Raw genomic sequence first — 23,723 nt, 5'->3', positions numbered from 1 at the left:
GCTGACATCGGCACGACACACTGGCTTTCAACCCTTCGGCGCCACCAGTCCCGGCAACTGCTCCTTGAGCTTCTGGTTGTTCAACGGCGCGCGGATGAAGCCGCGCTGGGTGCCGTCCGGCCCCAGCACCACCAGGTTGCCGCTGTGGTCGACGGTGTAGTTCTCCTTGCTGGTATCGGCCGGAATGAAGGGAATGCTCACGGCGTTGGCAAACTTCTGCAGGGTCGGCACGTCGGCGGTGATACCGACGAACTCCGGATCGAAATAGCCCAGGTACTGCTTGATCTGCTGCGGCGTATCGCGGTGCGGGTCGACGCTGACGAAGATGAAGCGCACGTTGTTCCGCGCCTCCAGTGGCAGCAGCCCCTTCAGCTCACGCATCTGCGCCAGGGTGGTGGGGCAGATGTCCGGGCAGAAGGTGTAGCCGAAGAACACTAGGCTCCACTTGTCCTTGAACTGGTCTACCGCCACCGTCGCGCCGTTCTGGTCGGTCATGCTCAGCGCCGGTAGGCTGCGGCTCTGCGGCAGCAGCACGATACCGGCATCGAGCAGCTTGGTGGGGTCCGCCTGGCCTTGGTTGTTCAGCACCTTGTGCACGGTAAGGCCGAGCACCACGGCAACGAGGGCGACGAGGACGAAGACTGTTTTCTGGATACGGGTCATAAGGTCAACAACAGGTAGTGGTCCACCAGTAAGGCGATGAACAGCAGGAAGAGGTAGGCGATAGAGTACTTGAAGGTCTTGATCGCCGCGTGCGGTTTGGCGTCACGGTACAGCACCCAGGCCCAGTGCAGGAACCGCGCGCCCAGCCCGACGGCGCACAGCAGGTAGAGCAGGCCGCTCATGTGAATGGCGTAGGGCAGCAGGCTGACTGCGAACATCACCAGGGTGTAGAGGAGGATATGCACCTTGGTGTAATGCTCGCCATGGGTCACCGGCAGCATGGGGATGTCGGCCTTGGCGTATTCCTCCTTGCGGTGGATGGCCAGTGCCCAGAAGTGCGGCGGAGTCCAGGCGAAGATGATCAGCACCAGCAACAGCGGCTCGGCCGAGAGATGGCCCGTGACCGCGACCCAGCCAAGCAGCGGCGGCGCGGCGCCGGCGAGGCCGCCAATGACGATGTTCTGCGGCGTGGCGCGCTTGAGAAAGCCAGTGTATAGCACCGCGTAGCCCACCAAGGACGCCAGGGTAAGCCAGGCGGTCAGTTCGTTGGTGAAGGTCAGCAGCAGGGCCTGCCCGGCCACCGCGAGAACGAAGGCGAAGGCCAGGGCTGCTGCCGGTGAAACGCGCCCGTTCACCACCGGGCGCTTGAGCGTGCGCGCCATGATCGAGTCGATGCGTCGGTCCACCACATGGTTGACCGCCGCCGCCGCACCGGCGCACAGGCCGATGCCGAGGTTGCCGAACAACAGCACCGTCCAGGGCACACCAGCGCGGGTGGCGAGGAACATGCCGACCAGCGAGGTGATCAACATCAGCACCACCACCTTGGGCTTGGTCAGCTCCAGGTAGTCGCGCCAGCTGGCGTGGGCCTGGCTTTGACCTTGGCTGAGCAGAGTGGCCATGGCGTCTTCTCCTTAGCGATCCGATTACTTGCCGTGTGAGGTCAACGCCGCAGGAGCGAGCTCTGCTCGCGAAGCCTCGGTGTTCCCTCTTTCGCGAGCAGAGCTCGCTCCTACAAAAAGAACGGGGCTGCGTACCCGGTAGTTCACTGAAACCAGCACCAGCAGCAACAGGGCACCGCCACCGTTATGTGCGACAGCGACCGGCAGCGGCAGGTGGAAGAGCACATTGCTGACACCCAGGCTGACCTGCAGCAGCAGGGTGGCCAGCAGCAATCCCGCCAGCCTGTTCAGGCCCGCGCGGTAGAGCTGCCAGGCCAAGCCCAGCAGGGCGAGGGTCACCACCAGGGCGCCGAGGCGATGAGTCATGTGGATGGCGGTGCGCGCATCGCTGTCCAGCTGGCCGCCCAGGTAATTGGGCCCGATGTGCTGGGTGAGGTGGAAGCCGTTGGCGAAATCCATCGACGGCCACCATTGGCCGTGGCAGGTGGGCAGGTCGACGCAGGCCACGGCCGCGTAGTTGGAGCTGACCCAGCCGCCGAGGGCGATCTGTGCGATCACCAGCACCAGGGCAACGGCCGCCCAGCCTCGCAGGCGTGCGGGCAACTGCCGGGCCGGGAAGGCATTGGACAGGCGCAGGCTGAGCAGCAGCAGCAACGCCAGTGTGGTGAAGCCGCCGAGCAGGTGAGCGGTGACCACCTGCGGCCAGAGCTTGAGCGTCACCGTCCACATGCCAAAGGCAGCTTGGGCGATCACCACGCCGAGCAGCAGCAACGGCAGTTTCAGCGGCCGGCCATCACACCTGCGCTGGCGCAACGCATGCACCGCCAGGCCGAGGATCAGCAGGCCCAGGGTGCCGGCGAAATAGCGATGGACCATTTCGTTCCAACCTTTCTCCGCCTCGACCGGGGCATGGGGGAAAGTGGCCTCGGCGTGGGCCAGTTGCGCTTCGCTTTGCGGCACGCCGATGAAACCGTAGCAGCCCGGCCAGTCGGGGCAACCGAGGCCGGCGTGGGTCAGGCGGGTGTAGGCGCCCAGCAGCACGACGACCAACGCCAGCAGGGTGGCGATCAGGGCGAGGTGGAATCCGGGCCGGTTCTTGTATTTGTCCACAGCAGCCGCTCCTCACCTTTCCGAGGAAAGGGGTCGTTCAACCTATGTTGGAAAGCTTCAGCAGGTGGCGCAGGTCGTTGAGGATCTGCTTGCCGTTGGCGGTGGCGTCGTAACGCAGCACCAGGTTGCCGTGCGGGTCGACGATCCACAGCTGGACGCCATCCAGGCCCTGGGTGGCTTTGCCGTAGGCATCGGGGTCCAGGCCGTAGCGACGCAATTGCGGGTATTCCCGCTCGAGCTTGGCCGCGTAGCCCTCGGGCAAGGCGGCAGAGGCCAGGGCATGGTTGGCACGTCCGGCTTCGCGGCCGAGGCCGATGTGGATCTGCCTGGCCACATAAACCATCTGCTGGCATTCCTCGCCGCACTCAGCCGGTACGGTGACCAGCAGTTGCCAGATCGCTTCCTGCTGCGTGCCCTGTACGCCCAGGTCGGCCAGGCCCTGGCCGTTACCCAACAAGGCGCCGTGGTAGCTGCGGCCCTCAGGCACCCAGAAGCTCCAGTGGTACATGGCCGAGGCGAGGAGCATCGGGCCGATGACCACCATCAGGATCAGTAGCAGCTGCAGGCGCCCACGTCGGCGCGGCGGTGCGGCATCAGGCATGACGAGGCTCTGAGTCATTGTTGTTCTCCCGTGCTTTGCGCAATCCCAGAAAAATGAAAAGGCCGAGCAGGGCGATCGCCAGGGCGAACCACTGCACGGCGTAACCGATGTGCTTCTCCGGCCCCATGGCCACCACCGGCCAGTCGACCCGGTAGGCGGCGGGGCCGCTCTCCAGACGCAGCTCCAGGGACAGGCCTTCGCGGTCAAGGCGTTGCCAGAGCGCCGCGGCGTCGACCTGATTGACCAACTGCGGCCAAGCGTTATCCGCCGTGTGTTTGAGTTCGAAGCCGGTGCCGGGCGGTACGTAGGTCCAGGCACTCAGGACCTGCTCGCCGTCGGGAGTGGTGAAGGCCGGCGCCTCGCGCCGATCTGGCCAGGGCAGCCAGCCACGATTGACCAGCAGCCAGAGGCCGCTGGCACCGTCCAGGAAAGGTTGCAGCAGCTCGACACCAGCCTTGCCGTCGCGGATACGGCTATCGAGCAGGACGCTATGCCGGGCATCGAAATGGCCGCGGAGCTGCACGCGCAGGAAAGCAGGTTCGGGATGCTCACGCAGGGTTTCGACGCTGACCGGCACTGCCAGCTGCTTGGCTTCGGCGGCAGCGAGCAACTGGCGTTTCTCCTCGCCGCGCGCCAGCTGCCAGAAGCCCAGCCCCACCAGCACAGGCAGGAGTGCCAACACCACGAGGGTCGGCACCAGGCCCGGGCGAAAGGCGCTCATCGCTGCCGTCCGCGACGCAGAACAGGGCTGGCTATACTGCACAACATCCCCCTTCCCCCGGAGTCACGCATGCTCAAAGCTGCGATCGTCCTGTTGCTTCTGACCACAGTGGTCAGCCTGTTCAGCGGCCTGTTCTTCCTGGTCAAGGACGAGGGCCGCGGCTCCCGCGTGGTCAATGCGCTCACTGTTCGGGTGACCCTGACCGCGCTGACCGTGGCGCTCATCGCCTGGGGTCTCTACACGGGCCAGCTGGCCTCCCACGTTACCTGGTGAACCCCGGCTGCAAGCCCCCGCTTCCAGCCGGCTGCTTTGGGCGTCCCGTGCTCAGAGCACGTACACGAAGGTAAACAGCCCGATCCACACTACGTCGACGAAGTGCCAATACCAGGCCGCCGCCTCGAAGCCGAAGTGGTGATCACCATCGAAATGCCCGCGCAGGATGCGCACCAACATCACCGTCAGGATGATGGCGCCCAGGGTCACATGGGCGCCGTGGAAACCGGTAAGCATGAAGAAGGTGGCACCGTAGATGCCCGAGCCCAGGGTCAGGCCCAGCTCCTGATAGGCATGGACGTATTCTTCCGCCTGGAAGCCAATGAAGGTCACGCCGAGCAGGATTGTCAGCGCCAGCCAGGCCTTCAGCGGGCCACGCTTGTTCTTCTTCAGCGCGTGGTGGGCGAAGGTAACGGTGAAGCTTGAACTCACCAGGAGGATGGTGTTGATCAGCGGCAGGTGCCAGGGGTCAATCACTTCCTTGGGCGGCGGGAACAGCTTGGCATCCGGGTTGCTCAGCGCCGGCCAGGCGAACTCGAAGGCTGGCCAGAGCATGTTGGCGATGCCCTTGTCGCCCTCGCCACCCAGCCAGGGACCGGCAAAGTTGCGGACATAGAACAGGGCGCCGAAGAAGGCGGCGAAGAACATCACCTCGGAGAAGATGAACCAGCTCATGCCCCAGCGAAAGGAGCGGTCCATCTGGGCGCTATAGAGGCCCGAGCGGCTTTCGCGAATCACGGTGCCGAACCAGCCGAACAGCATGTAGGCGAGGAATAGCCCGCCGACGAAGAAGATGATCGGCCCGTTGGAGTCGGCGCGACCGGCCTTCATGTCGTTGAACCAGGTGCCGACCCCATAGACCGTGATCAGCAGGCCGAGGGAGGCGATGATCGGCCATTTGCTCTGGGCCGGTACGTAATAGTGCTCGTGACTTGCCATTGTTGTTGTTCTCCTTATCGGCCCGTCAGCCGTCGTTCCTGGCGACTGGAGGCTTGCGGGCGGTGATATCGAACAGCGTGTAAGCGAGTGTCAGGTGATGCACATCGGCCGGCAGGTCGCGGTCGACGATGAAGCGTACCGGCATCTCGATGCGCTCGCCGGGCTGCAGGACCTGCTGGGTGAAGCAAAAGCATTCGGTCTTGTGGAAAAAAGCCGCCGCCTTGGACGGTGCCACGCTGGGGATGGCCTGGGCAGTCATCGGTTTGTCGGTCGGGTTGAAGGCAACGAACAGCATCTCGTTGCTCGCCCCCGGGTGCACCACCAGGTCATCGGCCGTGGGACGAAACTCCCAGGACATCCCCGCCGCGTTGGTAGCGAGGAACTGCACGCGCACCTGGCGCTGCTCGTCCCGGGTCTGTGCACCTTCGTAGGCCGAGGCGGTGGTCTTGCCATTGATGCCGAACGCCTGGCACATCACGTCGTAGATCGGCACCAGGGCAAATCCGAAGCCGAACATCGCCACCACCAGCACCAGCAGGCGAACGATGAGGCGACGGTTGCCCAGTTCCTGGCTCATCTCACTTCACTTCCGGCGGGGTGGCAAAGGTGTGGTAGGGCGCCGGAGAAGGCACCGTCCACTCCAGCCCCTCGGCCCCGTCCCAAGGCTTGGCCGGGGCCTTGGCGCCGCCGCGAATGCATTTGATGACGATGAACAAGAAGAGGAACTGGGTGGCTCCGAAGGTGAAGGCGCCGATCGACGAGATCATGTTGAAGTCGGCGAACTGCAGGTTGTAGTCCGGAATCCGTCGTGGCATGCCCGCCAACCCCACGAAGTGCATGGGGAAGAACGCCATGTTCATGCCGATGAAGCTCATCCAGAAGTGCAGCTTGCCGAGGGTCTCGTCGTACATGTGGCCGGTCCACTTCGGCAGCCAGTAGTAGGCCGAGGCGAAGATCCCGAAAATCGCCCCCGGCACTAGCACATAGTGGAAGTGCGCCACCACGAAGTAGGTGTCGTGGTACTGGAAGTCCGCCGGGGCGATGGCCAACATCAATCCGGAGAAGCCGCCAATGGTGAACAGGATGACGAAGGCCACGGCGAACAGCATCGGCGTCTCGAAGGTCATCGAGCCTTCCCACATGGTGCTCACCCAGTTGAACACCTTCACCCCGGTGGGCACTGCGATCAGCATGGTGGCATACATGAAAAACAGTTCGCCGGTCAGCGGGATACCGACGGTGAACATGTGGTGCGCCCAGACGATGAACGAGAGGAAGGCGATCGACGCGGTGGCGTAGACCATCGAGGTGTAGCCGAACAGCGGCTTACGCGCGAAGGCAGGAATGATTGCACTGACCGCGCCGAAGGCGGGCAGGATCATGATGTACACCTCGGGGTGGCCGAAGAACCAGAACACGTGCTGGAACAGCACCGGGTCACCACCGCCAGCCGCGCTGAAGAAGCTGGTGCCGAAGTGGATGTCCATCAGCATCATGGTTACGCAGCCAGCCAGTACCGGCATCACCGCGATCAGCAGGAAGGCGGTGATCAGCCAGGTCCAGACGAACAGCGGCATCTTCATCAACGTCATGCCGGGGGCACGCAGGTTGAGAATGGTGGCGATCACGTTGATCGCTCCCATGATCGAACTGATGCCCATCAGGTGGACCGCGAAGATGAAAAAGGTGACGCTCTCCGGCGCGTAGGTGGTGGACAGCGGTGCGTAGAAGGTCCAGCCGAAGTTGGGCGCGCCGCTGGCGCTGAACAAGGTGCTCACCAGCAGGCCGAAGGCCGCCGGCAGCAGCCAGAAGCTGAAGTTGTTCATCCTCGGCAAGGCCATGTCCGGCGCGCCGATCATCAGCGGGATCATCCAGTTGGCCAGGCCGACGAAAGCCGGCATGACCGCACCGAAGACCATGATCAGGCCGTGCATGGTGGTCATCTGGTTGAAGAGCTCTGGCTGCACGATCTGCAGGCCGGGCTGGAACAGCTCGGCGCGGATCACCATCGCCATGGACCCGCCCAGCAGGAACATGGCGAAGCTGAACCAGAGATAGAGCGTTCCGATGTCCTTGTGGTTGGTAGTCAGCACCCATCGCATCAGGCCCTTGGCCGGACCGTGGTGGTGATCATGCCCGGCATGATCGTGGTCGATCACTGCACTCATGTCAGTCTCCATATAGGCCGGTGTCTTTTTCATTGGCTTTCGGCCTGTTTCAGGGCCAGTACTTCCTTGGGCGTCACCATGTCGCCGGTGTTGTTACCCCAGGCGTTGCGCTCGTAGGTGATGACGGCCGCGATGTCCACTTCCGAGAGTTGTTTGCCGAAAGCGGCCATGGAAGTGCCCGGCTTGCCGTGGAAGACGATGTTGAGGTGATCGGCCTTGGGTCCGGTGGCGATCTTCGAGCCCTTGAGCGCCGGGAACATCGGCGGCATGCCCTGGCCTTCAGGCTGGTGACAGGCTGCGCAGGTGGTGTGGTAGACCTTGTCGCCACGCTCCACCAGCTCCTGCAGCGTCCACTCCTTGTCGGTCAGCTCCTTGAGCTTGGCGGTCTCTTCCTTGCGCGCGGCCATCCACTTGGTGAAGTCTTCCTTGGACTTGGCCTCGACCACGATCGGCATGAAGCCATGGTCCTTGCCGCACAGCTCGGTGCACTGCCCGCGATAGATGCCGGGCTTCTCGATGCGCGTCCAGGACTCGTTGACGAAGCCGGGAATGGCGTCCTTCTTCACCGCCAGCGCCGGTACCCACCAGGAGTGGATGACGTCAGCGGCGGTGATCAGGAAGCGCACCTTGGTTCCGACCGGCACCACCAACGGTTGGTCGACCTCCAACAGGTAGTGCTCGTCCTTCTCGGCGTGGTTGTGGATCTGCTCGCCGGGCGTGGCCAGGTTGCTGAAGAACTCCACATCCTGGCCCAGGTACTTGTAGTGCCACTTCCATTGGTAACCGGTCACCTGGACGTCCAGCTCCGACTCGGCGGAGTCGTAGATGTCGATCAGGGTCTTGGTCGCCGGTACGGCCATCAGCACCAGGATGATGAAGGGCACGACGGTCCAGAGAATCTCGACCGTGGTGCTCTCATGGAAGTGCGCGGGCTGTTGGCCGGTGGAGCGGCGGTGGATGATCATCGACCAGAACATGGCACCGAAGACCACGACGCCAATGACGACGCAGATCCAGAAGATGGTCATGTGCAAATCGAAAACGGTACGGCTGACCTCGGTGGCCCCGGGCGTCATGTTGACGGTCCAGGCAGCCTCAGCCTGGCTGAGAATCGACCACAGCAGGAGTCCCATCCAGACTCGTGGATGTCGCATCATTGCGGGTTCCCCTTCTCGTTCTTGTTATCCCGCCGGCTGGGCCAACGGCTTGGGGACGGCTGTCCATATACCAACTCGGACCGCCGGCCTCGGCACGCAGGTGCACAGTCGGGTTCCATCAGGTACTGCCTTTCGAGTCGGAGTATAGACAGGGACTTCGGGCGCGCAACGCGAGCTGAAAATTGTCTGAATCGCCGCAGGCCCTGTCCTAAAGCCCACGGCTGGCAAGCGCCTGATCTAGATGGCAAAGTGCAGTTATAACAGGGACGAATAACCGTTAAGGAATTATGACAATCCGGTCTTAGCGGTTTGAAATGGCGAGCTAAGGTCTTTTCTTCACCTCCACTCACCCCATGTCCTATCCAGGAGCAGTCATGAACACCGCAGCACTGCGCGAACTGATCCAGCGCGCCCTCCAGCACGAAGCCGCCTCCGCCCAACTCGCCCAAATCCTCGGCGCCCAGGTCGCCAGCCTGCATCCCGCCATTCGCCTGCCCAGTGAAGACGCTGAGGGCGTCCTGGCCAGATTCATCGCCGCCTATGTCGAACAAGTACCGGACGTGCTGGATGCCGCCGCCAATGTCGCCCTCGAGGCAGGGATCGAACAGCAAATCAAGCCAGTGCTCCAGGTAGCCGAGCAGTTCTTCCTGCAACCGCCGTCACTGATGACCGGCCACAATGGCCTCGAAGGTTTGCTGGACGAGGCTTACCTGGCCCATCGCCTGGTGGAGGAAGTGAACGACCGCTACATCACCCACTTCGGCCAGCCCCTGATTCCACTCGACACCACGGTGGCGAACCTGATCGCGCACCACCTGATCGGAGAGCCCTTCGCCAATGAACTGGACGAGGTGGTACACCAGGCGGTCGATGGCCTGGCCGACGAGGAGGTGTTTGCCCGCCCCTCAGCCCAGGCCTACCGCCAGCGACTCAACGATCCCAAGGTGGAAGCCGCCTGGAAACGCTGGCCCTGCATGTCGCAGCAACTCGGTGTGGAGCTGCAGCTGAACCAGCGGGAGCACGCCTCTGCCTGAACAGCAGCCCGCGCAGCGTGCGTCATGTGCACCGCGGACTGATGTCCAGCCACATACAATCGCCGCGCTCCGGTGGGTGCGAATTGATTGGCTCTGTCTGCATTAGCTGTTGCTAGCAGTCAAGGGCCGAGCTGAGAGCATTGTTGGACCGAGCTTGCTCGCGAAAGGGTCCGGTTCGCGAGCAAGCTCGCTCCTACAAGGAATGCAGCCACTTGCAACACTTAGCGCAGACAGAGCGAATTCATTCACAATGGGCCGCAACGCGCGCCCTGCGAATCACCTACTCCGGCAAATAGCGCGCTCGCGGTGTCGCCATGGGCAGCGGGCCCTCACCTATGGGGCGGAAGCGGCCCTGCTCGGCGTCATAGGCCTTGATGCCACAGGTCTCGATGTCATAAACCCAGCCATGGATGAACAACTGGCCGCTGGCCAGGCGCGCCGCCACCGAGGGATGGGTGCGCAGGTGGTCGAGCTGGGCGACGACGTTCTCCTCCGTCAGCACATCGAGGGTTTCGTGGTTAGCACAGCCGCAGTTCTCCTGCACGACGATCTTGGCGACCTCAGCGTGGCGCAGCCAGGCCTTTACCGTCGGCATGCGCTCCAGGGTCTGCGGGTCGAGCACCGCTTTCATCGCGCCGCAATCGGAATGGCCGCAGATGATGATGTGATGCACGCCAAGGGCCATCACCGCGAATTCGATGGCGGTGGACACGCCTCCGTTCATTTGGCCGTAGGGCGGCACCACATTGCCGACGTTGCGAGTGACGAACAGATCGCCCGGCGAGCTCTGTGTAATCAGCTCCGGGACGATGCGCGAGTCGGCGCAGGTGATGAACATGGCGCGGGGTTTCTGCTCGTGGGCAAGCTTCTTGAACAGCGCCTCCTGCTGCGGAAATACCTCATCACGAAAGCGCTGAAAGCCCTCGACGATGTTTCGCAGCGCCAATTCCGCGCTTTCAGCCGCCTCAGACTGGTGGTCGTACTCGTTGCTCATGCTGTCAACCTCGGTCGTCGTAAGAATTCGTGCCTCTGCCGCTCATTATCCCACTGAGCGATTATGTAGGAGTTCCTACAGGACTATCGTTACAGGCCGACAAGTCACACTTCAAAGCAACGACATCTGACCTCCAGGCGGGCAGAAGCGCGAGCAGTCCAGCTCATAACCGCCCCGACGGTTCAGACCAAGCTTGCGGATCGCCACGGCAAAGCGCTGTGCCAGCAGCTCGGCGAACGGGCCTTCCCCCTTGAAGCGGTGGCCGAAACGGCTGTCGTAGATCTCCCCGCCCCGGCACTGGCGAATGATGCTCATGACGTGCGCAGCGCGCCGCGGGTAATGCGCCTGCAGCCACTCCTCGAACAGCGGCCCGACTTCACGCGGCAGGCGCAGCAGCATGTAGGACGCGTTCCGCGCACCGGCATCGCGCGCCGCCTCCAGCAGGGTCTCCAGCTCCATGTCGTTGATCATCGGGATCATTGGCGAACAGAGCACGCCCACCGGCACGCGGTTCTCGCGCAGCACGCGGATGGCGCGCAGGCGTGCGGACGGCGCAGCCGCTCGCGGCTCCAGGGTACGCTTGAGCTCGTCGTCCAGCGTGGTAAGGCTGATCATCACCGCCACCAGGTTCTGCTCGGCCAGTTGCACGAGCAGGTCGAGGTCACGCAGTACCAGCGAGCCCTTGGTGACGATGGTCACCGGATGCCTGTAGCGCAGCAGCACCTCGAGGGTTTGCCGGGTCAGCCGGTGTTCGCGCTCGATCGGCTGGTAGGGGTCAGTGTTGGAACCCAGGTTGATGGGCGCGCAGACGTATCCCGGCTTGGACAGTTGCTGCTCCAGCAGGGCGGTCGCGTTACTCTTGGCGATCAGTCGCGTCTCGAAATCCAGCCCGGGTGACATGTCCCAATAGGCATGGCTCGGCCTCGCGTAGCAGTAGATGCAGCCATGCTCGCAGCCACGGTAGGGGTTCACCGAACAGTCGAATGGCAGGTCCGGCGACTGGTTACGGGTGATGATGCTCTTGGCCGTCTCCAGCCGCACTTCGGTGGCGCGGCTCGGCGGCACCTCCTGGAACCAGCCATCGTCGAACGCCTCCGACCTGGTCGGCGCGTAGCGATTGAACGGATTGCTGGCAGTGCCGCGACCACGCGGCGCAAGAGGGGCAGCCATGGGACGATCTCCACAAATACTGGATATAAACACAGTATATGCAGCGCTTTCCTGCGCCAAGACTGTTTCAGCCGGACGGCAGGCCACGAACCTATGAGAGCGAATTCATTCGCGACTGAATTCGCTCTCACGGCAATGACAGGCGACGCCTCAGGCGCTGCGGATATTGAGAGCGATATAGCCCTGCTCGCCCGGCGCGCCGTCCAGTTCCACCAGACCGCGTGCGGCCAGCTCGCGAGCGCGCCAGAAGGCAAAGTAATCAGTGACGAAGAAACCATCGGTAGTGGCCATCACCTCGGCCATGACCCGTGCCAACGGCCGCCATTGGGGGGTGCAGGCGGACAGAAGCATGGCGTCCAGCGCCTGATGGTCCTCACCCGCGAACTCACCGTCGCGCCAGCGACGGATATCGGCACTGGCCGTCACTGCAGCGTGCCACTGGTCGGCGAGCCGGGCCTTGCGTCCGGACTCGACCAGGCACGGCTGGTAGTAGGTTTCAAGGGCCTCGGGCGCAATCATGCCCACCGCTCGCTGGGTGCTGACGCGGCTGTCGCCCGTACCGCAGGGGACTTCCCAGAGGGGAACTTCGCTACGGACCAGGGCGGCAGCGACGCGGGACAGCAGCAGCTGCTCGGAGCAACTGTCAGCGTGCCAGACGGTGACAGCATGGGGTTGCCCGGCCAACTCGGCAATCCAGAGGGCATCGGCACTGAGCGCTGGACCGAAGTCCGGACGGGACGCCACCGCCTCGGGCCAAACGCCCAGCCAGAATGCCGCGCGACCGCTGCAGGGCGGCTGGTCAATATCCGCCAGCGGCCCCACCGCCAAGTCATCCCGCAGCACCCGCAAGCCGTGGGCCGCTTCCTCGCCAATGGCCCGGCTGACACCGGCTACCGCCACATCACCACAGACCAGATGCCACATGAGCCCTCCCTGGCTTCATGTCACTCGCTGGGTTTCTTCAGTTTCGGATTGGGGAAGAACTGCACGCCCTGCACTTTGGGATCGGCTGCCTTCGGCTTGGCCTGGTTGACCCGCGTTCCCAGTTCCTTGGGCACCGACTGGCCCTGGGCGTTGAGGGTGTCGGCATAGCCGCAGGCCACGCACTGGCGGTGCGGCACGCCGTCTTCATCCCACATCTGGATTTTGTCCATTTCGCTGCATGCCGGGCATACCGCCCCGGCGATGAAGCGTTTCTTGGTAACGGTCATGCTGCGTCCTCCGCCAGGCCGCTATGGCGCAGCAAGGCATCGATCGAGGGCTCACGGCCACGGAAGTCGACGAACAGCACCATCGGCTCCTGGGAGCCGCCGCGGGCAAGGATGGCTTCGCGGAAGGCACGACCGGTGGCCGGGTTGAGCACGCCGTCCTCTTCGAAGCGGGAGAAGGCGTCGGCGGACAACACTTCGGCCCACTTGTAGCTGTAGTAACCCGCGGCGTAACCGCCGGCGAAGATATGCGCGAAGCTGTTGGCGAAGCGATTGAAGGCCGGCGGACGCATGACCGACACCTCGGTGCGGATCGCTTCCAGCACGTCGAGCACGCTGCGGCCGTCGCCGTGGGTGGCATGCAGTTCGAAGTCGAACAGGGAGAACTCCAGCTGGCGCACCATCATCAGGCCCGACTGGAAGTTCTTCGCCGCCAGCATCTTGTCCAGCAGATCCTGGGGCAGGGGTTCGCCGCTCTGGTAGTGGCCGGAGATCAGCGCCAGGCCCTCAGGCTCCCAGCACCAGTTCTCCATGAACTGGCTGGGCAGCTCCACCGCATCCCAGGCCACGCCATTGATGCCGGACGCGCCGGCATGCTCGACGCGGGTCAGCAGGTGGTGCAGGCCGTGACCGAACTCGTGGAAGAGGGTGGTGACTTCGTCGTGGGTCAACAGTGCCGGCTTGTCGCCGACCGCCGGCGTGAAGTTGCAGACGAGGTTGGCCACCGGGCTGACCAGATTGCCTGCTGCGTTGCGGCGCTTGTCGCGGGCGCCATCCATCCAGGCACCGCCGCGCTTGTTGGCGCGGGCGTAGAGGTCGAAGAAGAAGCGGCCGACGTGCTGGCCGTTCTCGCTGATCTCGAACAGGCGCACATCCGGGTGCCACGTGTCGAAGCCGGAAAGCTCCTTGATTTCGATGCCGTAGAGCTTCTGCACGATGGCAAACAACCCGCCCAGGACCTTGTCGATGGGGAAGTAGGCGCGCAGGGTTTCCTGGGAAATGCTGTAACGCTGCTCACGCAGCTTCTCGCTGAAGTAGCCGACGTCCCAGCTCTGCAGGTCGGCGACGCCACGCTCGGCGGCGAAGGCCTTGAGTTCTTCCAGATCCTTGGCGGCGAAGGGCTTGCTGCGCTTGGCCAGGTCGCGGAGGAAGCCCAGCACCTGTTCGGTGGACTCGGCCATCTTGGTGGCCAGGCTAAGTTCGGCGAAGTGGGCGAAGCCCAGCAGGTGGGCCAATTTCTGGCGCAGGTCGAGGATCTCGGCCATCACCGGGCCGTTATCGTTCTGCCCGGCATTGGGGCCCTGGTCGGAGGCGCGGGTGCTGTAGGCGGTGTAGACCTCCTCGCGCAGGGCCCGGTCGTCGGCGTAGGTCATGACCGCGTAGTAGCTGGGGAATTCCAGGGTGATCAGCCAACCGTCCAGTCCCTTGGCCTCGGCAGCCTGCTTCATCTGCGCCTTGGCCGAATCGGTGAGGCCAGCCAGGGCGGCTTCGTCGGTGAGGTGCTTGGTCCAGGCCTGGGTGGCGTCGAGCAACTGGTTGGAAAAACGGCTGCCCAGCTCGGAGAGCTTCATCTGGATTTCGCCATAGCGCTGTTGCTTGTCCGCCGGCAGGTCGATACCGGACAGGCGGAAGTCACGCAGCGCGTGCTCAAGGATAGTCTTCTGTGCCACTTCGAAACCTGCCGCGTCCGGGCTATCGGACAAGGCCTCATAGGCCTGGAACAGCGCACGATTCTGGCCCAGCTCGGTCCAGTATTCGGACAGTTTGGGCAGGCAGGCCTCGTAGGCGGCGCGCAGCTCGGCACTGTTGCACACGGCATTGAGGTGGCTGACCGGGCTCCAGGCGCGGCCCAGGCGCTCGCCCAGTTCGTCCAGCGCCAGCACCAGGCCCTGCCAGGTCGGGGTGCCGTCCTGGCGTTCCAGCAGCTCGGCGATGGCCGCCCGGTTGTCGGCGAGGATCTGGTCGACTGCCGGCTCCACATGCTCCGGGCGGATGCTGGAGTAGGGCGGCAGGTCGAAGTCTTGCAGGAGGGGATTGCTCAGGGTCACGGCATTCACCTGTATTCGGAAGAGAGCGAGGAGAGCTGGCCGGGAAAGGTGCACAGCGCGAATGACGGCCATCTTAATTACAATCGGCGCTGGACGCAGCCTCAGGAATTGCTATGAAAGCCATCAGAACTTATCAGGACATGACCCCGCAGCTTGGCGAGCGGGTCTTCGTCGACGCCTCCGCCGTGGTCATCGGCGACGTATGGCTGGGCGACGACAGCTCGGTCTGGCCGCTGGTGACCATCCGTGGCGACATGCACCACATCCGCATCGGCGCACGCACCAGCGTGCAGGACGGCAGCGTGCTGCATATCACCCACGCCAGCGCCTTCAACCCGGGCGGCTATCCGCTGGAAATCGGCGACGACGTGACTATCGGCCACAAGGCGCTGCTGCATGGCTGCAAGGTCGGCAGCCGAGTGCTGATCGGCATGGGTAGTATCGTGATGGACGGTGCGGTGATAGAGGACGACGTGGTGCTCGGCGCCGGCAGCCTGGTGCCGCCCGGCAAGCGCCTGGAAAGCGGCTTTCTGTACGTCGGCAGCCCGGTGAAGCAGGCTAGGGCGCTGACCGAGAAGGAAAGGGCCTTCTTCACCTACAGCGCCGCGAACTACGTGAAGCTGAAAGATTTGCATATCGCCGAGGGGTACGGCGCCCAGGGCGAATGATGACCATGCACTACCAGAACCTGCTCTTCGACCTCGACGGCACCCTCACCGACCCGCGCGAGGGGATCACCCGCTCGGTGCAGTACGCCCTGGCCAAGCTGGATATCCATGAGCCAGAGCTGGCGCGGCTGGAGCACTTCATCGGCCCGCCGCTGCTGCAATGCTTCATGCAGACCTACGACCTGGAGGAGGCCCGCGCCTGGGAAGCGGTGAACCATTACCGCGATCGTTTCAAGGTCACCGGGCTATACGAGAACCGCGTCTTCGACGGCATCGACACCCTGCTTGGCCGGCTGCGCGACCAGCGACGAACCCTCTTCATCGCCACCAGCAAGCCGACGGTGTTCGCCCGCGAGATCGCCCGGCACTTCGGCTTCGACCGGCACTTTACGCATATCTACGGCAGCGAACTGGATGGCACCCGCACCGACAAGGTGGAGCTGATCCGCCACTTGCTGGACGAGGAAGGGCTCGACCCGGCCGACACCCTGATGATCGGCGACCGCAAGCACGACCTGATCGGCGCCCGGCGTAATGGCCTGCATGGGGCCGGTGTGGGCTACGGTTTCGGCAGCCGAGAGGAATTGCTGGGGGAGGAGCCGGCTTATTACTTCGCCAGCCTGGATGAGCTGAGCAGGGCGTTCGATTGAGGGGACAGCCCAGTGGGGACGATTTCATTCGCCATGTCTGCGTTAGCTGTTGCTAGCAATCGATAGCCGAGCTGAGATCCTTGTAGGAGCGAGCTTGCTCGCGAAAAGGTCCGGTTCGCGAGCAAGAAATCGGCGTCCCCCCGCTCCTTCAAGGAATGCAGCCACTTGCAGCACTAAACGCGGACAGCGCCATTTCATTCGCCCCCCCACGAGGCTCACAGTCCCGCAGGATGGGTGGGGAGGCGCTCCGCTGGGCGTAGCGATACCTAACTGTGCCTTCCGCCCTTACCCAAGTGAAGGTCAGCCGCCGTTGCGCTGGTAAATGATCTTCTTGGTGCCGAACTCGCACGAGCCGACCACCATGCTCTGGTCCTTCACCTCGTCGTTCGGCACGATTTCCAAGGTGTAGCTGGTGACGCCAGCGGCCTGGATCTTCACCTCGATTTCCTTCTTCAGCTCCTCGCATGGCTTGGGCGCGGCCCAGGCGGTGCTGGCCAGCATACCCAGCAATATGACGATCCCGATTTTCTTCATTGCCGACTCCTTTTCCTTGGGAACCTGACCATTCGACTGACGGCCAAGTCTCCAAGTTCTAGCGTTTTGCTATCAGGCTTTCCAGTGCCTTTGAACGTTCTGCGGTCGACAACCGCCCCAGGAGCCCCGCCCGCTCGTAGAACGCGGACCAGTCGCCTTCCACTTCGCGGAACAGCACCGTAAAGGCCGGCACCCACTGGTCATAAAGTCCGAATGGCAGCAGCTTGGCGTTGTTCATCGGGCCCTCGACCCAGCTGTCGTAAGGGCCGACACCGCCCCACTCAGCATTGCGCAGGGCGCGATAGTCGCGGCGCAGACGTTCGAATTCGGCCTGTTTGGCCTGGCGCATGGCCTCGACGGGCAGCTCGCGGGCATAGAGCTGTTCCAGCCGCACACGGGAAGCCATTACCAACTCGGTGAAAGCTTCGCCACGTTGCCACCGCAGGTCATCCTTGGGCGGCAAGCCGCGGCTGGCACGCCACTGGCGCAGGCCCTCGCGTTCCACGAAGCTGGCGAAGGATTCGTTGAACGCGGTGTCGTCCGGCACATAAAGGCGCTGGTGGGCCAACTCATGGAAGATCAGCGCGGCCAGGCGATCGTCATCCCAGCGCAGCATGCTGCTGAGGATCGGATCGTCGAACCAGCCGAGCGTGGAATACGCCTCGACACCACCGACCCAGGTATCCAGCCCCTCCTGCTTGAGCAGCGCAGCGGCGCCCCGTGCTCGCCCCAGCTCGTAGAAGCCGCGATACGCCACGCACCCGGCGATCGGGAAGCAGTGGCTTTGCGGCTCCAGGGAGAACTCCGGTGTGGCGAACAGGTTCCAGACCACATAAGGTCTGTGGATATCCGCGTATACGCGGTAACTGCCATTGTCTGGCAGGGCCAGTTGCGCACTGGCGAAGCTCCGCGCCACCTGCGCCAGAGCCAGGCGACGCTGGAGTGTGGGATCCTGGGCCGGATCGGCAAGCAGTTCGTTCACCGGCTGGCGCGCGCGCAACAGTTCGAGTTGCCCCCGGGCCAGGTGGCCATAGTAGTCGAGGCTCGAACAGCCGCTCAGCAGCCAGGACGCCAGCAAGGGAACCCAGGGACGGCGTATGCGGTCGAGAAGGACGATAAGAAGAGAGGGCAGCATGCCGAGACACTAGCGCATAAGCCCAATAACCCGCCATTACCGGAGTCCACCATGCGCCGCCTACTCATCTGCCTGTCTCTGCTGAACCTGGGCGCCTGCTCGCTGATCATGCCGAGCCCCGATCCAAACCAGGCCTGGGTTGCACTCGCGTATCAGGATGACCAGACGCTGAAGGCCAACCGCGTGGACGAAAAACCGCTGGAAGACGACCGTTACTTTCAGGTCATGCCAGGGCGACACGAATTGGAGGTCCGTCTCAAGTTCCCCGTCGGGGGCCAGGACATCGGTCCGGATCACCAGGGCTATCTCCGCACCTGTCTGCTGAAGCTGTCCTACGGGGACTTCGCCGCGGGCGAGCGCTATCAATTGGAAGCAGGCGCCATCGGCTTCCGCCCCTGGGCCAGGCTCTACGATGAGCAACACAACGAGGTTGCGCGGGCTCGGGAAAGCCGCTGCGGCGATGTCTGAAACCTCCGCCATGGGTTTATGCTGAGAGCATCGATCCTTGGAGGACTCCGCCATGCGCACGCTGTTGGCCCTCATGCTGCTGGCCAGCCTGACCGCCTGCGCCAGCCAGTTGCCCGAGCCTGACCCGCGAATGGCTTGGGTAGAAGTGACCCCCGAACCCGGCGACACGCTGATGGCCCACCGCCTGGATGGCAAACGCTGGAATGACGGCCGCTACTTCCAGGTCCTGCCAGGCAAGCACGAGTTGGAAGTCCGCTACCAGTTCGAGGTCGGCGGCGGGGGCGGAATGCTTTCCGCCTCCGAGCCTTTCCAGATCACCTGCTACCTGGAATTCCGTTACGACGGCTTCAGTGCTGGCCAGCGCTACCGCCTGGAGGCCCGCAACGCTGCCAACCAGCCAATGGCCTGGCTGTACGGCGAAAACCGCCAGGTCCTGGCCCGCAACGAACGAATGCCACGCTGCGGACCCTTCTGAGGTCAGCCGCGCAAACCCGCGAGGATGTCGAACGCGCGCAGACGATGCTCGTGCTGGTAGAGATCGCAGGTGAAGATCAGCTCGTCGGCGTCGGTCTGGTCGAGCAATACCTGCAGTCGTGCCCGGATCTTCTCCGGCCCACCCACCATGGCCAACGCCAGGAAACTGCCCACCGCCTCTTTCTCATGGGGTAGCCAGCGCCCTGCCATGCTCTCCACCGGAGGACGCAACACCAGGCTTTCGCCACGGATCAGCGCCAGCACCCGCTGATAGACAGTGGTGGCGAGGAATTCCGCCTCTTCGTCGGTCGGCGCCGCCACCAGCGGGACGCCGAGCATTACGTAGGGCTTGTCGAGCACCGCCGAGGGACGGAAATGATTGCGGTAGACGCGAATCGCCTCGTACATGTAGCGCGGTGCGAAGTGCGAGGCGAAGGCATAGGGCAGGCCTTTTTGCCCGGCGAGCTGGGCGCTGAACAGGCTCGAGCCGAGCAGCCAGATCGGCACACGGGTATCCGTGCCCGGCATGGCGATGACCTTCTGCCCAGGCTGGCGCGGGCCGAGCAGCATTTCCAGTTCCTCGACGTCCTGCGGGAAATCATCCGCATCACCCAAGCGATCACGACGCAAGGCGCGGGCGGTGAGGTGGTCGGCACCGGGCGCGCGGCCCAGACCCAGTTCGATACGCCCCGGATAGAGGCTGGCGAGGGTGCCGAACTGTTCGGCGATCACCAGCGGCGCATGGTTGGGCAGCATGATCCCGCCGGAGCCCAGGCGCAGGGTCGAGGTTCCGCTGGCCAGGTAGCCGAGCAATACGGCAGTGGCCGAGCTGGCGATGCCGTCCATGTTGTGGTGCTCGGCGACCCAGAAACGCGAGAAACCCAGCCTTTCGACGTGCTGCGCCAACGCCAGGGAGTTGTGCAGCGCCTGCGTAGCACCGCCGTGGTCGCGGATCGGTGCCAAGTCAAGGACGGAAAGGGGCAGTTTGGAAAGGGCAGTCATGTCAGTAAGACCCGTTTCAGGGGACAGGCGCACACGCATATCCGAGTGAATTGCTGGGTCTTACTCTAGGGAATGCCGATCGTGCCGGCTAGACGGCAGGTTTCGAAAACCAGGAAACCGCCTGGCAAGGATTGGCCTGCCAGAGACACGTAGCCCAGACTTCAGCGCGGGAAGGGTGCGGCTCCCCAGATTGAGGTCCGGGCTACGGCTGACCAATCAGCCCGTAGGCTGCACGTGCCTTGGAGCGGCTGCTAGCTATCGCTGACCTTGAAACCGATCTTCAGCGTGACCTGATAGTGGCCAACGCGACCGTTCTCGATATGCCCGCGGGTATCCACCACTTCGAACCATTCCATGTTGCGGACCGACTTGGAGGCCTCGGCCAAGGCATTGTTGATCGCCTCATCGGTGCTGTTGCGCGACGACCCGATGATCTCGATCTTCTTGTACGTGTGGTGATCAGACATGGCGCATCTCCTTCGGTAGGCGCGGGTAACAAACCGTTGAAAAGCGTAGGCGAGGCAGGCAAGACAAGCCAAAAACGGCCGAAAAACGCAGTTCACGTGCTGTAAATGAGCATTTTGAGACGCCGTGTCCCGGGCCGGTTGAGCGCAGTATTGCCAACGCAGGTAGTTTTTCAACGGCCTGGTAGGTGTCCTCACCAAGGCTAGACAAGAATGCGGCTATCGGCCTGCCAACTCATTGCGCAACCACTGGGCAAGTCGTTCGGCGCGACGATCGAGCTGGCGTGCCGGCACCCAGAGCGCCAGGCGAGCCGGCGTCTCGACGAAGCCCCAGGGTGCCACCAAGCGTCCCGAGGCCAGTTCGTCGGCAACCAATTGCTGCGGCGCAATGGCCACCCCGAGGCCTGCGACCGCGGCCTCAAGCAGGTAATAGAGATGCTCGAAACCTTGCCCCAGACGAAGCTGCTCTGCCATCAGGCCCTGGGCTCGCGCCCATTGCGGCCAAGCCTGGGGCCGCGACACCGTGTGCAGCAGGGCGTCATCCAGCAATGCTGCCGCCTGGGCGTTGGCTAGCGCATCGTGGCGGGCATAGCGCGGGCTGAGGACCGGGCCGATGCGCTCGATCGCCAGCTCGAACACCCGCATGTCCGCTGGCCAGGGTGGTTCGGCGAAGCAGAGGGTGGCATCGACGCCAGGACGGCGCGGGTCCAGCTCGCCTTCGCTGGCCGAAAGCTGCAGGCGCAGTTCCGGCAGCTCGCGGTTGAGGCGATCCAGGCGCGGGATGAACCAGCGCGCCAACAAGCTGCCGGGGCAACCGAGCACGAAAGGGGCATCCTCGCTGCGCCGCTGCAGGTCGGCGCACACATCGCGCAGGCGGTCGAAGGCTTCGCCCGAAGCATCCCGCAGACGCTGGCCGGCATCCGTGAGTTTTACGCCACGCCCTTCCTTGCTGAACAGCGCCACGCCGAGCTGTTCTTCCAGCAGGCGCACCTGGCGGCTTACGGCGCCATGGGTCACATGTAGTTCATCCGCAGCGCGGCTGATGCTCTGCAGGCGTGCGGCGGCCTCGAAGGCGCGCAGGGCATTCAGCGGAGGCAGGTCTCGGCTCATGCTAATCCGTGAGTTTTATTGACAGGTCCAGGCAATCTAATCGCTTTTCCGGCGCCCTGCCAGGGGTAGAATGGCCCCATCACCCACTTCCGCCTCCCCCCCGGCCCCTCTCGGCGGGAGAGGGGAGCAAGAGCAGGAGCACACCATGACTTCATTGCGCACCGGCCCGGACAACAAGGGCCTGTTCGGCGCCTTCGGCGGACAGTACGTCGCCGAAACCCTGATGCCGCTGATCCACGACCTGGCCCGCGAGTACGAAAAGGCCAAGATTGACCCGGAATTCCAGAAAGAGCTGGCCTACTTCCAGCGCGATTACGTCGGCCGCCCGAGCCCGCTGTACTTCGCCGAACGCCTGACCGAGCACTGCGGCGGCGCGAAGATCTACCTCAAGCGCGAAGAGCTGAACCACACCGGCGCGCACAAGATCAACAACTGCATCGGCCAGATCCTCCTGGCCCGGCGCATGGGCAAGAAGCGCATCATCGCCGAGACCGGTGCCGGCATGCACGGCGTGGCCACCGCCACCGTGGCTGCCCGCTTCGGCCTGCAATGCGTGATCTACATGGGCACCACCGACATTGACCGCCAGCAGGCCAACGTCTTCCGCATGAAGCTGCTCGGTGCCGAAGTGATTCCGGTCACCGCCGGCACCGGTACCCTGAAGGACGCGATGAACGAAGCCCTGCGTGACTGGGTGACCAACGTCGACACCACGTTCTACCTGATTGGCACCGTTGCCGGTCCGCACCCCTATCCGGCCATGGTCCGCGACTTCCAGGCCGTGATCGGCAAGGAAACCCGCGAGCAACTCGCCGAGAAAGAAGGCCGCCTGCCCGACTCGCTGGTCGCTTGCATCGGCGGTGGCTCCAACGCCATGGGCCTGTTCCACCCCTTCCTCGATGACCAGAGCGTGAAGATCATCGGCGTCGAAGCGGCCGGCCACGGCATCGAAACCGGCAAGCACGCAGCCAGCCTGAATGGCGGTGTACCCGGCGTACTGCACGGTAACCGCACATTCCTGCTGCAGGACGAAGACGGCCAGATCATCGACGCCCACTCGATTTCGGCCGGCCTCGACTACCCAGGCATCGGCCCGGAACACGCCTGGTTGCACGATATCGGCCGCGTCGAATACACCTCGATCACCGACCACGAAGCACTCGAAGCCTTCCACCTGTGCTGCCGCCTGGAAGGCATCATCCCGGCGCTGGAAAGCTCCCACGCCCTGGCCGAAGTGTTCAAGCGCGCGCCGAACCTGCCAAAGGACCACATCATGGTGGTCAACCTCTCCGGCCGCGGTGACAAGGACATGCAGACCGTAATGCACCACATGCAACAGGAGCACAAGGCATGAGCCGCCTGCAGACTCGCTTTGCCCAGCTGAAAGAGCAGAACCGCGCGGCGCTGGTGACCTTCGTCACCGCCGGCGACCCGAGCTACGACGCCTCCCTGGCCATCCTCAAGGGCCTGCCGGGCGCTGGCGCCGACGTCATCGAACTGGGCATGCCCTTCACCGACCCGATGGCTGACGGCCCGTCGATCCAGTTGGCCAACATCCGCGCCCTGGCCGGCAAGCAGAACCTGGCCAAGACGCTGCAGATGGTCCGCGAATTCCGCGAAGGCAACCAGGACACTCCGCTGGTGCTGATGGGCTACTTCAACCCAATCCACTACTACGGCGTGGGGCGCTTCATCAGTGACGCCAAGGAAGCCGGCGTGGACGGTCTGATCGTGGTCGACCTGCCGCCGGAGCACAACGAAGACCTTTGCCAACCGGCCCAGGCCGCCGGCATCGACTTCATCCGCCTGACCACCCCGACCACTGACGATAACCGCCTGCCCACCGTGCTCGCGGGCAGCTCTGGCTTCGTCTACTACGTTTCGGTGGCCGGTGTGACCGGCGCAGGCTCGGCGACCCTGGAGCACGTCCAGGAAGCCGTCACCCGCCTGCGCCGCCACACCCAGCTGCCAGTGTGCATCGGCTTCGGCATCCGCACCGCCGAACACGCGGCCAGCGTCGCGCGTCTGGCCGATGGCGTGGTGGTGGGTTCGGCGCTGGTGGACCAGATCGCCAAGGCCGATAGCCCGGAGCAGGCCGTCGACGGCGTGCTCAGCCTCTGCAAAACCCTCGCTGAAGGCGTCCGCGGCGCTCGCGCCTGACGTCATCCCGAACCGTAGGAGCGAGCTTGCTCGCAAAGGCTTGCACAGGCCATTCGCGAGCAGGCTCGCT

The 23,723-nt window shown here is 63.8% G+C and carries 27 protein-coding genes; 8 read left to right on the top strand and 19 right to left on the bottom strand.

Features of this window, described 5'->3' with window-relative positions:
- Positions 1-27: 27 nt before the first annotated feature.
- Genes J7302_RS14840 through J7302_RS14820 form a run of 5 tightly spaced genes read right to left on the bottom strand, consistent with a single transcriptional unit; the run spans position 28 to position 3,997 of the window.
- Positions 28-663: an SCO family protein gene (locus tag J7302_RS14840; RefSeq protein WP_215376006.1), complete on the bottom strand. Its 636-nt coding sequence runs from the start codon at positions 661-663 to the stop codon at positions 28-30.
- Entirely contained in the window at positions 660-1,565 is a 906-nt protein-coding gene (gene cyoE, locus J7302_RS14835; protein ID WP_215376003.1) for a heme o synthase, read from the bottom strand. Before cyoE ends, J7302_RS14840 begins: the two co-directional genes overlap by 4 nt.
- Before the next feature lie 24 nt (positions 1,566-1,589).
- Positions 1,590-2,675 (bottom strand): COX15/CtaA family protein, encoded by a 1,086-nt coding sequence (locus J7302_RS14830; protein ID WP_215376000.1) that lies wholly within the window; start codon positions 2,673-2,675, stop codon positions 1,590-1,592.
- A 37-nt stretch (positions 2,676-2,712) separates the two neighbouring features.
- The gene (locus J7302_RS14825; RefSeq protein WP_215375997.1) at positions 2,713-3,294 is read right to left on the bottom strand and encodes a hypothetical protein; all 582 of its coding nucleotides are present in this window, start codon (positions 3,292-3,294) and stop codon (positions 2,713-2,715) included.
- The gene (locus tag J7302_RS14820) at positions 3,269-3,997 is read right to left on the bottom strand and encodes an SURF1 family protein (protein WP_215375994.1); all 729 of its coding nucleotides are present in this window, start codon (positions 3,995-3,997) and stop codon (positions 3,269-3,271) included. Before J7302_RS14820 ends, J7302_RS14825 begins: the two co-directional genes overlap by 26 nt.
- 69 nt (positions 3,998-4,066) lie before the next feature.
- Here J7302_RS14820 and J7302_RS14815 point away from each other — a divergent pair, with 69 nt between their 5' ends.
- Entirely contained in the window at positions 4,067-4,270 is a 204-nt protein-coding gene (locus tag J7302_RS14815; protein ID WP_215375991.1) for a twin transmembrane helix small protein, read from the top strand.
- 51 nt (positions 4,271-4,321) lie between these two features.
- On the opposite strand, the gene J7302_RS14810 is transcribed toward J7302_RS14815, so the two are convergent.
- From J7302_RS14810 to coxB, 4 genes are read right to left on the bottom strand one after another with little or no spacing between them, the layout of a single operon-like run.
- The gene (locus tag J7302_RS14810; protein ID WP_215375986.1) at positions 4,322-5,209 is read right to left on the bottom strand and encodes a cytochrome c oxidase subunit 3; all 888 of its coding nucleotides are present in this window, start codon (positions 5,207-5,209) and stop codon (positions 4,322-4,324) included.
- Between the two features lie 25 nt (positions 5,210-5,234).
- Positions 5,235-5,786 (bottom strand): cytochrome c oxidase assembly protein, encoded by a 552-nt coding sequence (locus tag J7302_RS14805; RefSeq protein ID WP_215375981.1) that lies wholly within the window; start codon positions 5,784-5,786, stop codon positions 5,235-5,237.
- A 1-nt stretch (position 5,787) separates the two neighbouring features.
- Complete coding sequence (ctaD, locus tag J7302_RS14800; protein WP_215375977.1) at positions 5,788-7,377, bottom strand: cytochrome c oxidase subunit I; 1,590 nt, start codon at positions 7,375-7,377, stop codon at positions 5,788-5,790.
- A gap of 29 nt (positions 7,378-7,406) precedes the next feature.
- A complete protein-coding gene (gene coxB, locus J7302_RS14795) occupies positions 7,407-8,534 on the bottom strand; it encodes a cytochrome c oxidase subunit II (RefSeq protein WP_215375973.1) in 1,128 nt (375 codons plus the stop codon).
- Between the two features lie 374 nt (positions 8,535-8,908).
- Here coxB and J7302_RS14790 point away from each other — a divergent pair, with 374 nt between their 5' ends.
- Entirely contained in the window at positions 8,909-9,568 is a 660-nt protein-coding gene (locus J7302_RS14790; protein WP_215375969.1) for a hypothetical protein, read from the top strand.
- A gap of 280 nt (positions 9,569-9,848) precedes the next feature.
- Here the strand turns inward: J7302_RS14790 and J7302_RS14785 are convergent, their stop codons facing one another.
- The 5 genes from J7302_RS14785 to prlC form a co-directional block, all read right to left on the bottom strand.
- Complete coding sequence (locus J7302_RS14785) at positions 9,849-10,562, bottom strand: carbonic anhydrase (protein WP_215375965.1); 714 nt, start codon at positions 10,560-10,562, stop codon at positions 9,849-9,851.
- A 111-nt stretch (positions 10,563-10,673) separates the two neighbouring features.
- The gene (locus J7302_RS14780) at positions 10,674-11,732 is read right to left on the bottom strand and encodes a PA0069 family radical SAM protein (RefSeq protein WP_215375962.1); all 1,059 of its coding nucleotides are present in this window, start codon (positions 11,730-11,732) and stop codon (positions 10,674-10,676) included.
- A 150-nt stretch (positions 11,733-11,882) separates the two neighbouring features.
- On the bottom strand, positions 11,883-12,656 hold the full coding sequence (locus J7302_RS14775) for a DUF1835 domain-containing protein (protein ID WP_215375959.1): 774 nt from the start codon (positions 12,654-12,656) through the stop codon (positions 11,883-11,885).
- A 20-nt stretch (positions 12,657-12,676) separates the two neighbouring features.
- A complete protein-coding gene (locus tag J7302_RS14770) occupies positions 12,677-12,943 on the bottom strand; it encodes a YheV family putative zinc ribbon protein (protein ID WP_215375955.1) in 267 nt (88 codons plus the stop codon).
- On the bottom strand, positions 12,940-14,988 hold the full coding sequence (gene prlC, locus J7302_RS14765; RefSeq protein ID WP_215375952.1) for an oligopeptidase A: 2,049 nt from the start codon (positions 14,986-14,988) through the stop codon (positions 12,940-12,942). Before prlC ends, J7302_RS14770 begins: the two co-directional genes overlap by 4 nt.
- A gap of 113 nt (positions 14,989-15,101) precedes the next feature.
- On the opposite strand from prlC, the gene J7302_RS14760 reads away from it, so the two are divergent.
- A complete protein-coding gene (locus tag J7302_RS14760; protein WP_215375949.1) occupies positions 15,102-15,656 on the top strand; it encodes a gamma carbonic anhydrase family protein in 555 nt (184 codons plus the stop codon).
- Between the two features lie 5 nt (positions 15,657-15,661).
- A complete protein-coding gene (locus J7302_RS14755; RefSeq protein ID WP_215376245.1) occupies positions 15,662-16,306 on the top strand; it encodes an HAD family hydrolase in 645 nt (214 codons plus the stop codon).
- A gap of 300 nt (positions 16,307-16,606) precedes the next feature.
- On the opposite strand, the gene J7302_RS14750 is transcribed toward J7302_RS14755, so the two are convergent.
- Both J7302_RS14750 and J7302_RS14745 read right to left on the bottom strand, forming a co-directional pair.
- A complete protein-coding gene (locus tag J7302_RS14750; protein ID WP_215375946.1) occupies positions 16,607-16,840 on the bottom strand; it encodes a DUF1161 domain-containing protein in 234 nt (77 codons plus the stop codon).
- A gap of 58 nt (positions 16,841-16,898) precedes the next feature.
- Positions 16,899-17,975, bottom strand: coding sequence for an aminopeptidase (locus J7302_RS14745; protein ID WP_215375941.1), 1,077 nt, complete (start codon positions 17,973-17,975; stop codon positions 16,899-16,901).
- A gap of 51 nt (positions 17,976-18,026) precedes the next feature.
- Between J7302_RS14745 and J7302_RS14740 the strand changes: the two genes are divergently transcribed.
- Both J7302_RS14740 and J7302_RS14735 read left to right on the top strand, forming a co-directional pair.
- On the top strand, positions 18,027-18,443 hold the full coding sequence (locus J7302_RS14740) for a PA0061/PA0062 family lipoprotein (RefSeq protein ID WP_215375938.1): 417 nt from the start codon (positions 18,027-18,029) through the stop codon (positions 18,441-18,443).
- Between the two features lie 52 nt (positions 18,444-18,495).
- Positions 18,496-18,918, top strand: coding sequence for a PA0061/PA0062 family lipoprotein (locus J7302_RS14735; protein WP_215375936.1), 423 nt, complete (start codon positions 18,496-18,498; stop codon positions 18,916-18,918).
- Between the two features lie 2 nt (positions 18,919-18,920).
- Here J7302_RS14735 and J7302_RS14730 read toward each other — a convergent pair whose 3' ends face one another.
- The 3 genes from J7302_RS14730 to J7302_RS14720 form a co-directional block, all read right to left on the bottom strand.
- Positions 18,921-19,919: an LLM class flavin-dependent oxidoreductase gene (locus tag J7302_RS14730; protein ID WP_215375932.1), complete on the bottom strand. Its 999-nt coding sequence runs from the start codon at positions 19,917-19,919 to the stop codon at positions 18,921-18,923.
- 251 nt (positions 19,920-20,170) lie between these two features.
- Positions 20,171-20,386, bottom strand: a complete 216-nt coding sequence (locus J7302_RS14725) for a dodecin (protein WP_215375926.1) — start codon at positions 20,384-20,386, stop codon at positions 20,171-20,173.
- Between the two features lie 216 nt (positions 20,387-20,602).
- The gene (locus J7302_RS14720; RefSeq protein WP_215375921.1) at positions 20,603-21,493 is read right to left on the bottom strand and encodes a LysR family transcriptional regulator; all 891 of its coding nucleotides are present in this window, start codon (positions 21,491-21,493) and stop codon (positions 20,603-20,605) included.
- Positions 21,494-21,638: 145 nt separating this feature from the next.
- Between J7302_RS14720 and trpB the strand changes: the two genes are divergently transcribed.
- Both trpB and trpA read left to right on the top strand, forming a co-directional pair.
- Entirely contained in the window at positions 21,639-22,847 is a 1,209-nt protein-coding gene (gene trpB / locus J7302_RS14715) for a tryptophan synthase subunit beta (protein ID WP_215375916.1), read from the top strand.
- Positions 22,844-23,653 carry a tryptophan synthase subunit alpha gene (gene trpA, locus J7302_RS14710; RefSeq protein ID WP_215375913.1) on the top strand — a complete coding sequence of 270 codons (810 nt, stop codon included), beginning with the start codon at positions 22,844-22,846 and terminating at the stop codon, positions 23,651-23,653. The genes trpB and trpA overlap by 4 nt, the downstream gene beginning before the upstream one ends.
- The last annotated feature ends 70 nt before the right edge of the window (positions 23,654-23,723 follow it).

The sequence above is a fragment of the Metapseudomonas boanensis genome (assembly GCF_018704125.1).
In the GTDB taxonomy this organism is placed as follows: domain Bacteria; phylum Pseudomonadota; class Gammaproteobacteria; order Pseudomonadales; family Pseudomonadaceae; genus Metapseudomonas; species Metapseudomonas boanensis.
Note: the sequence above shows the minus strand (reverse complement) of the source record. Positions and strands in the feature narration are given on the sequence as shown.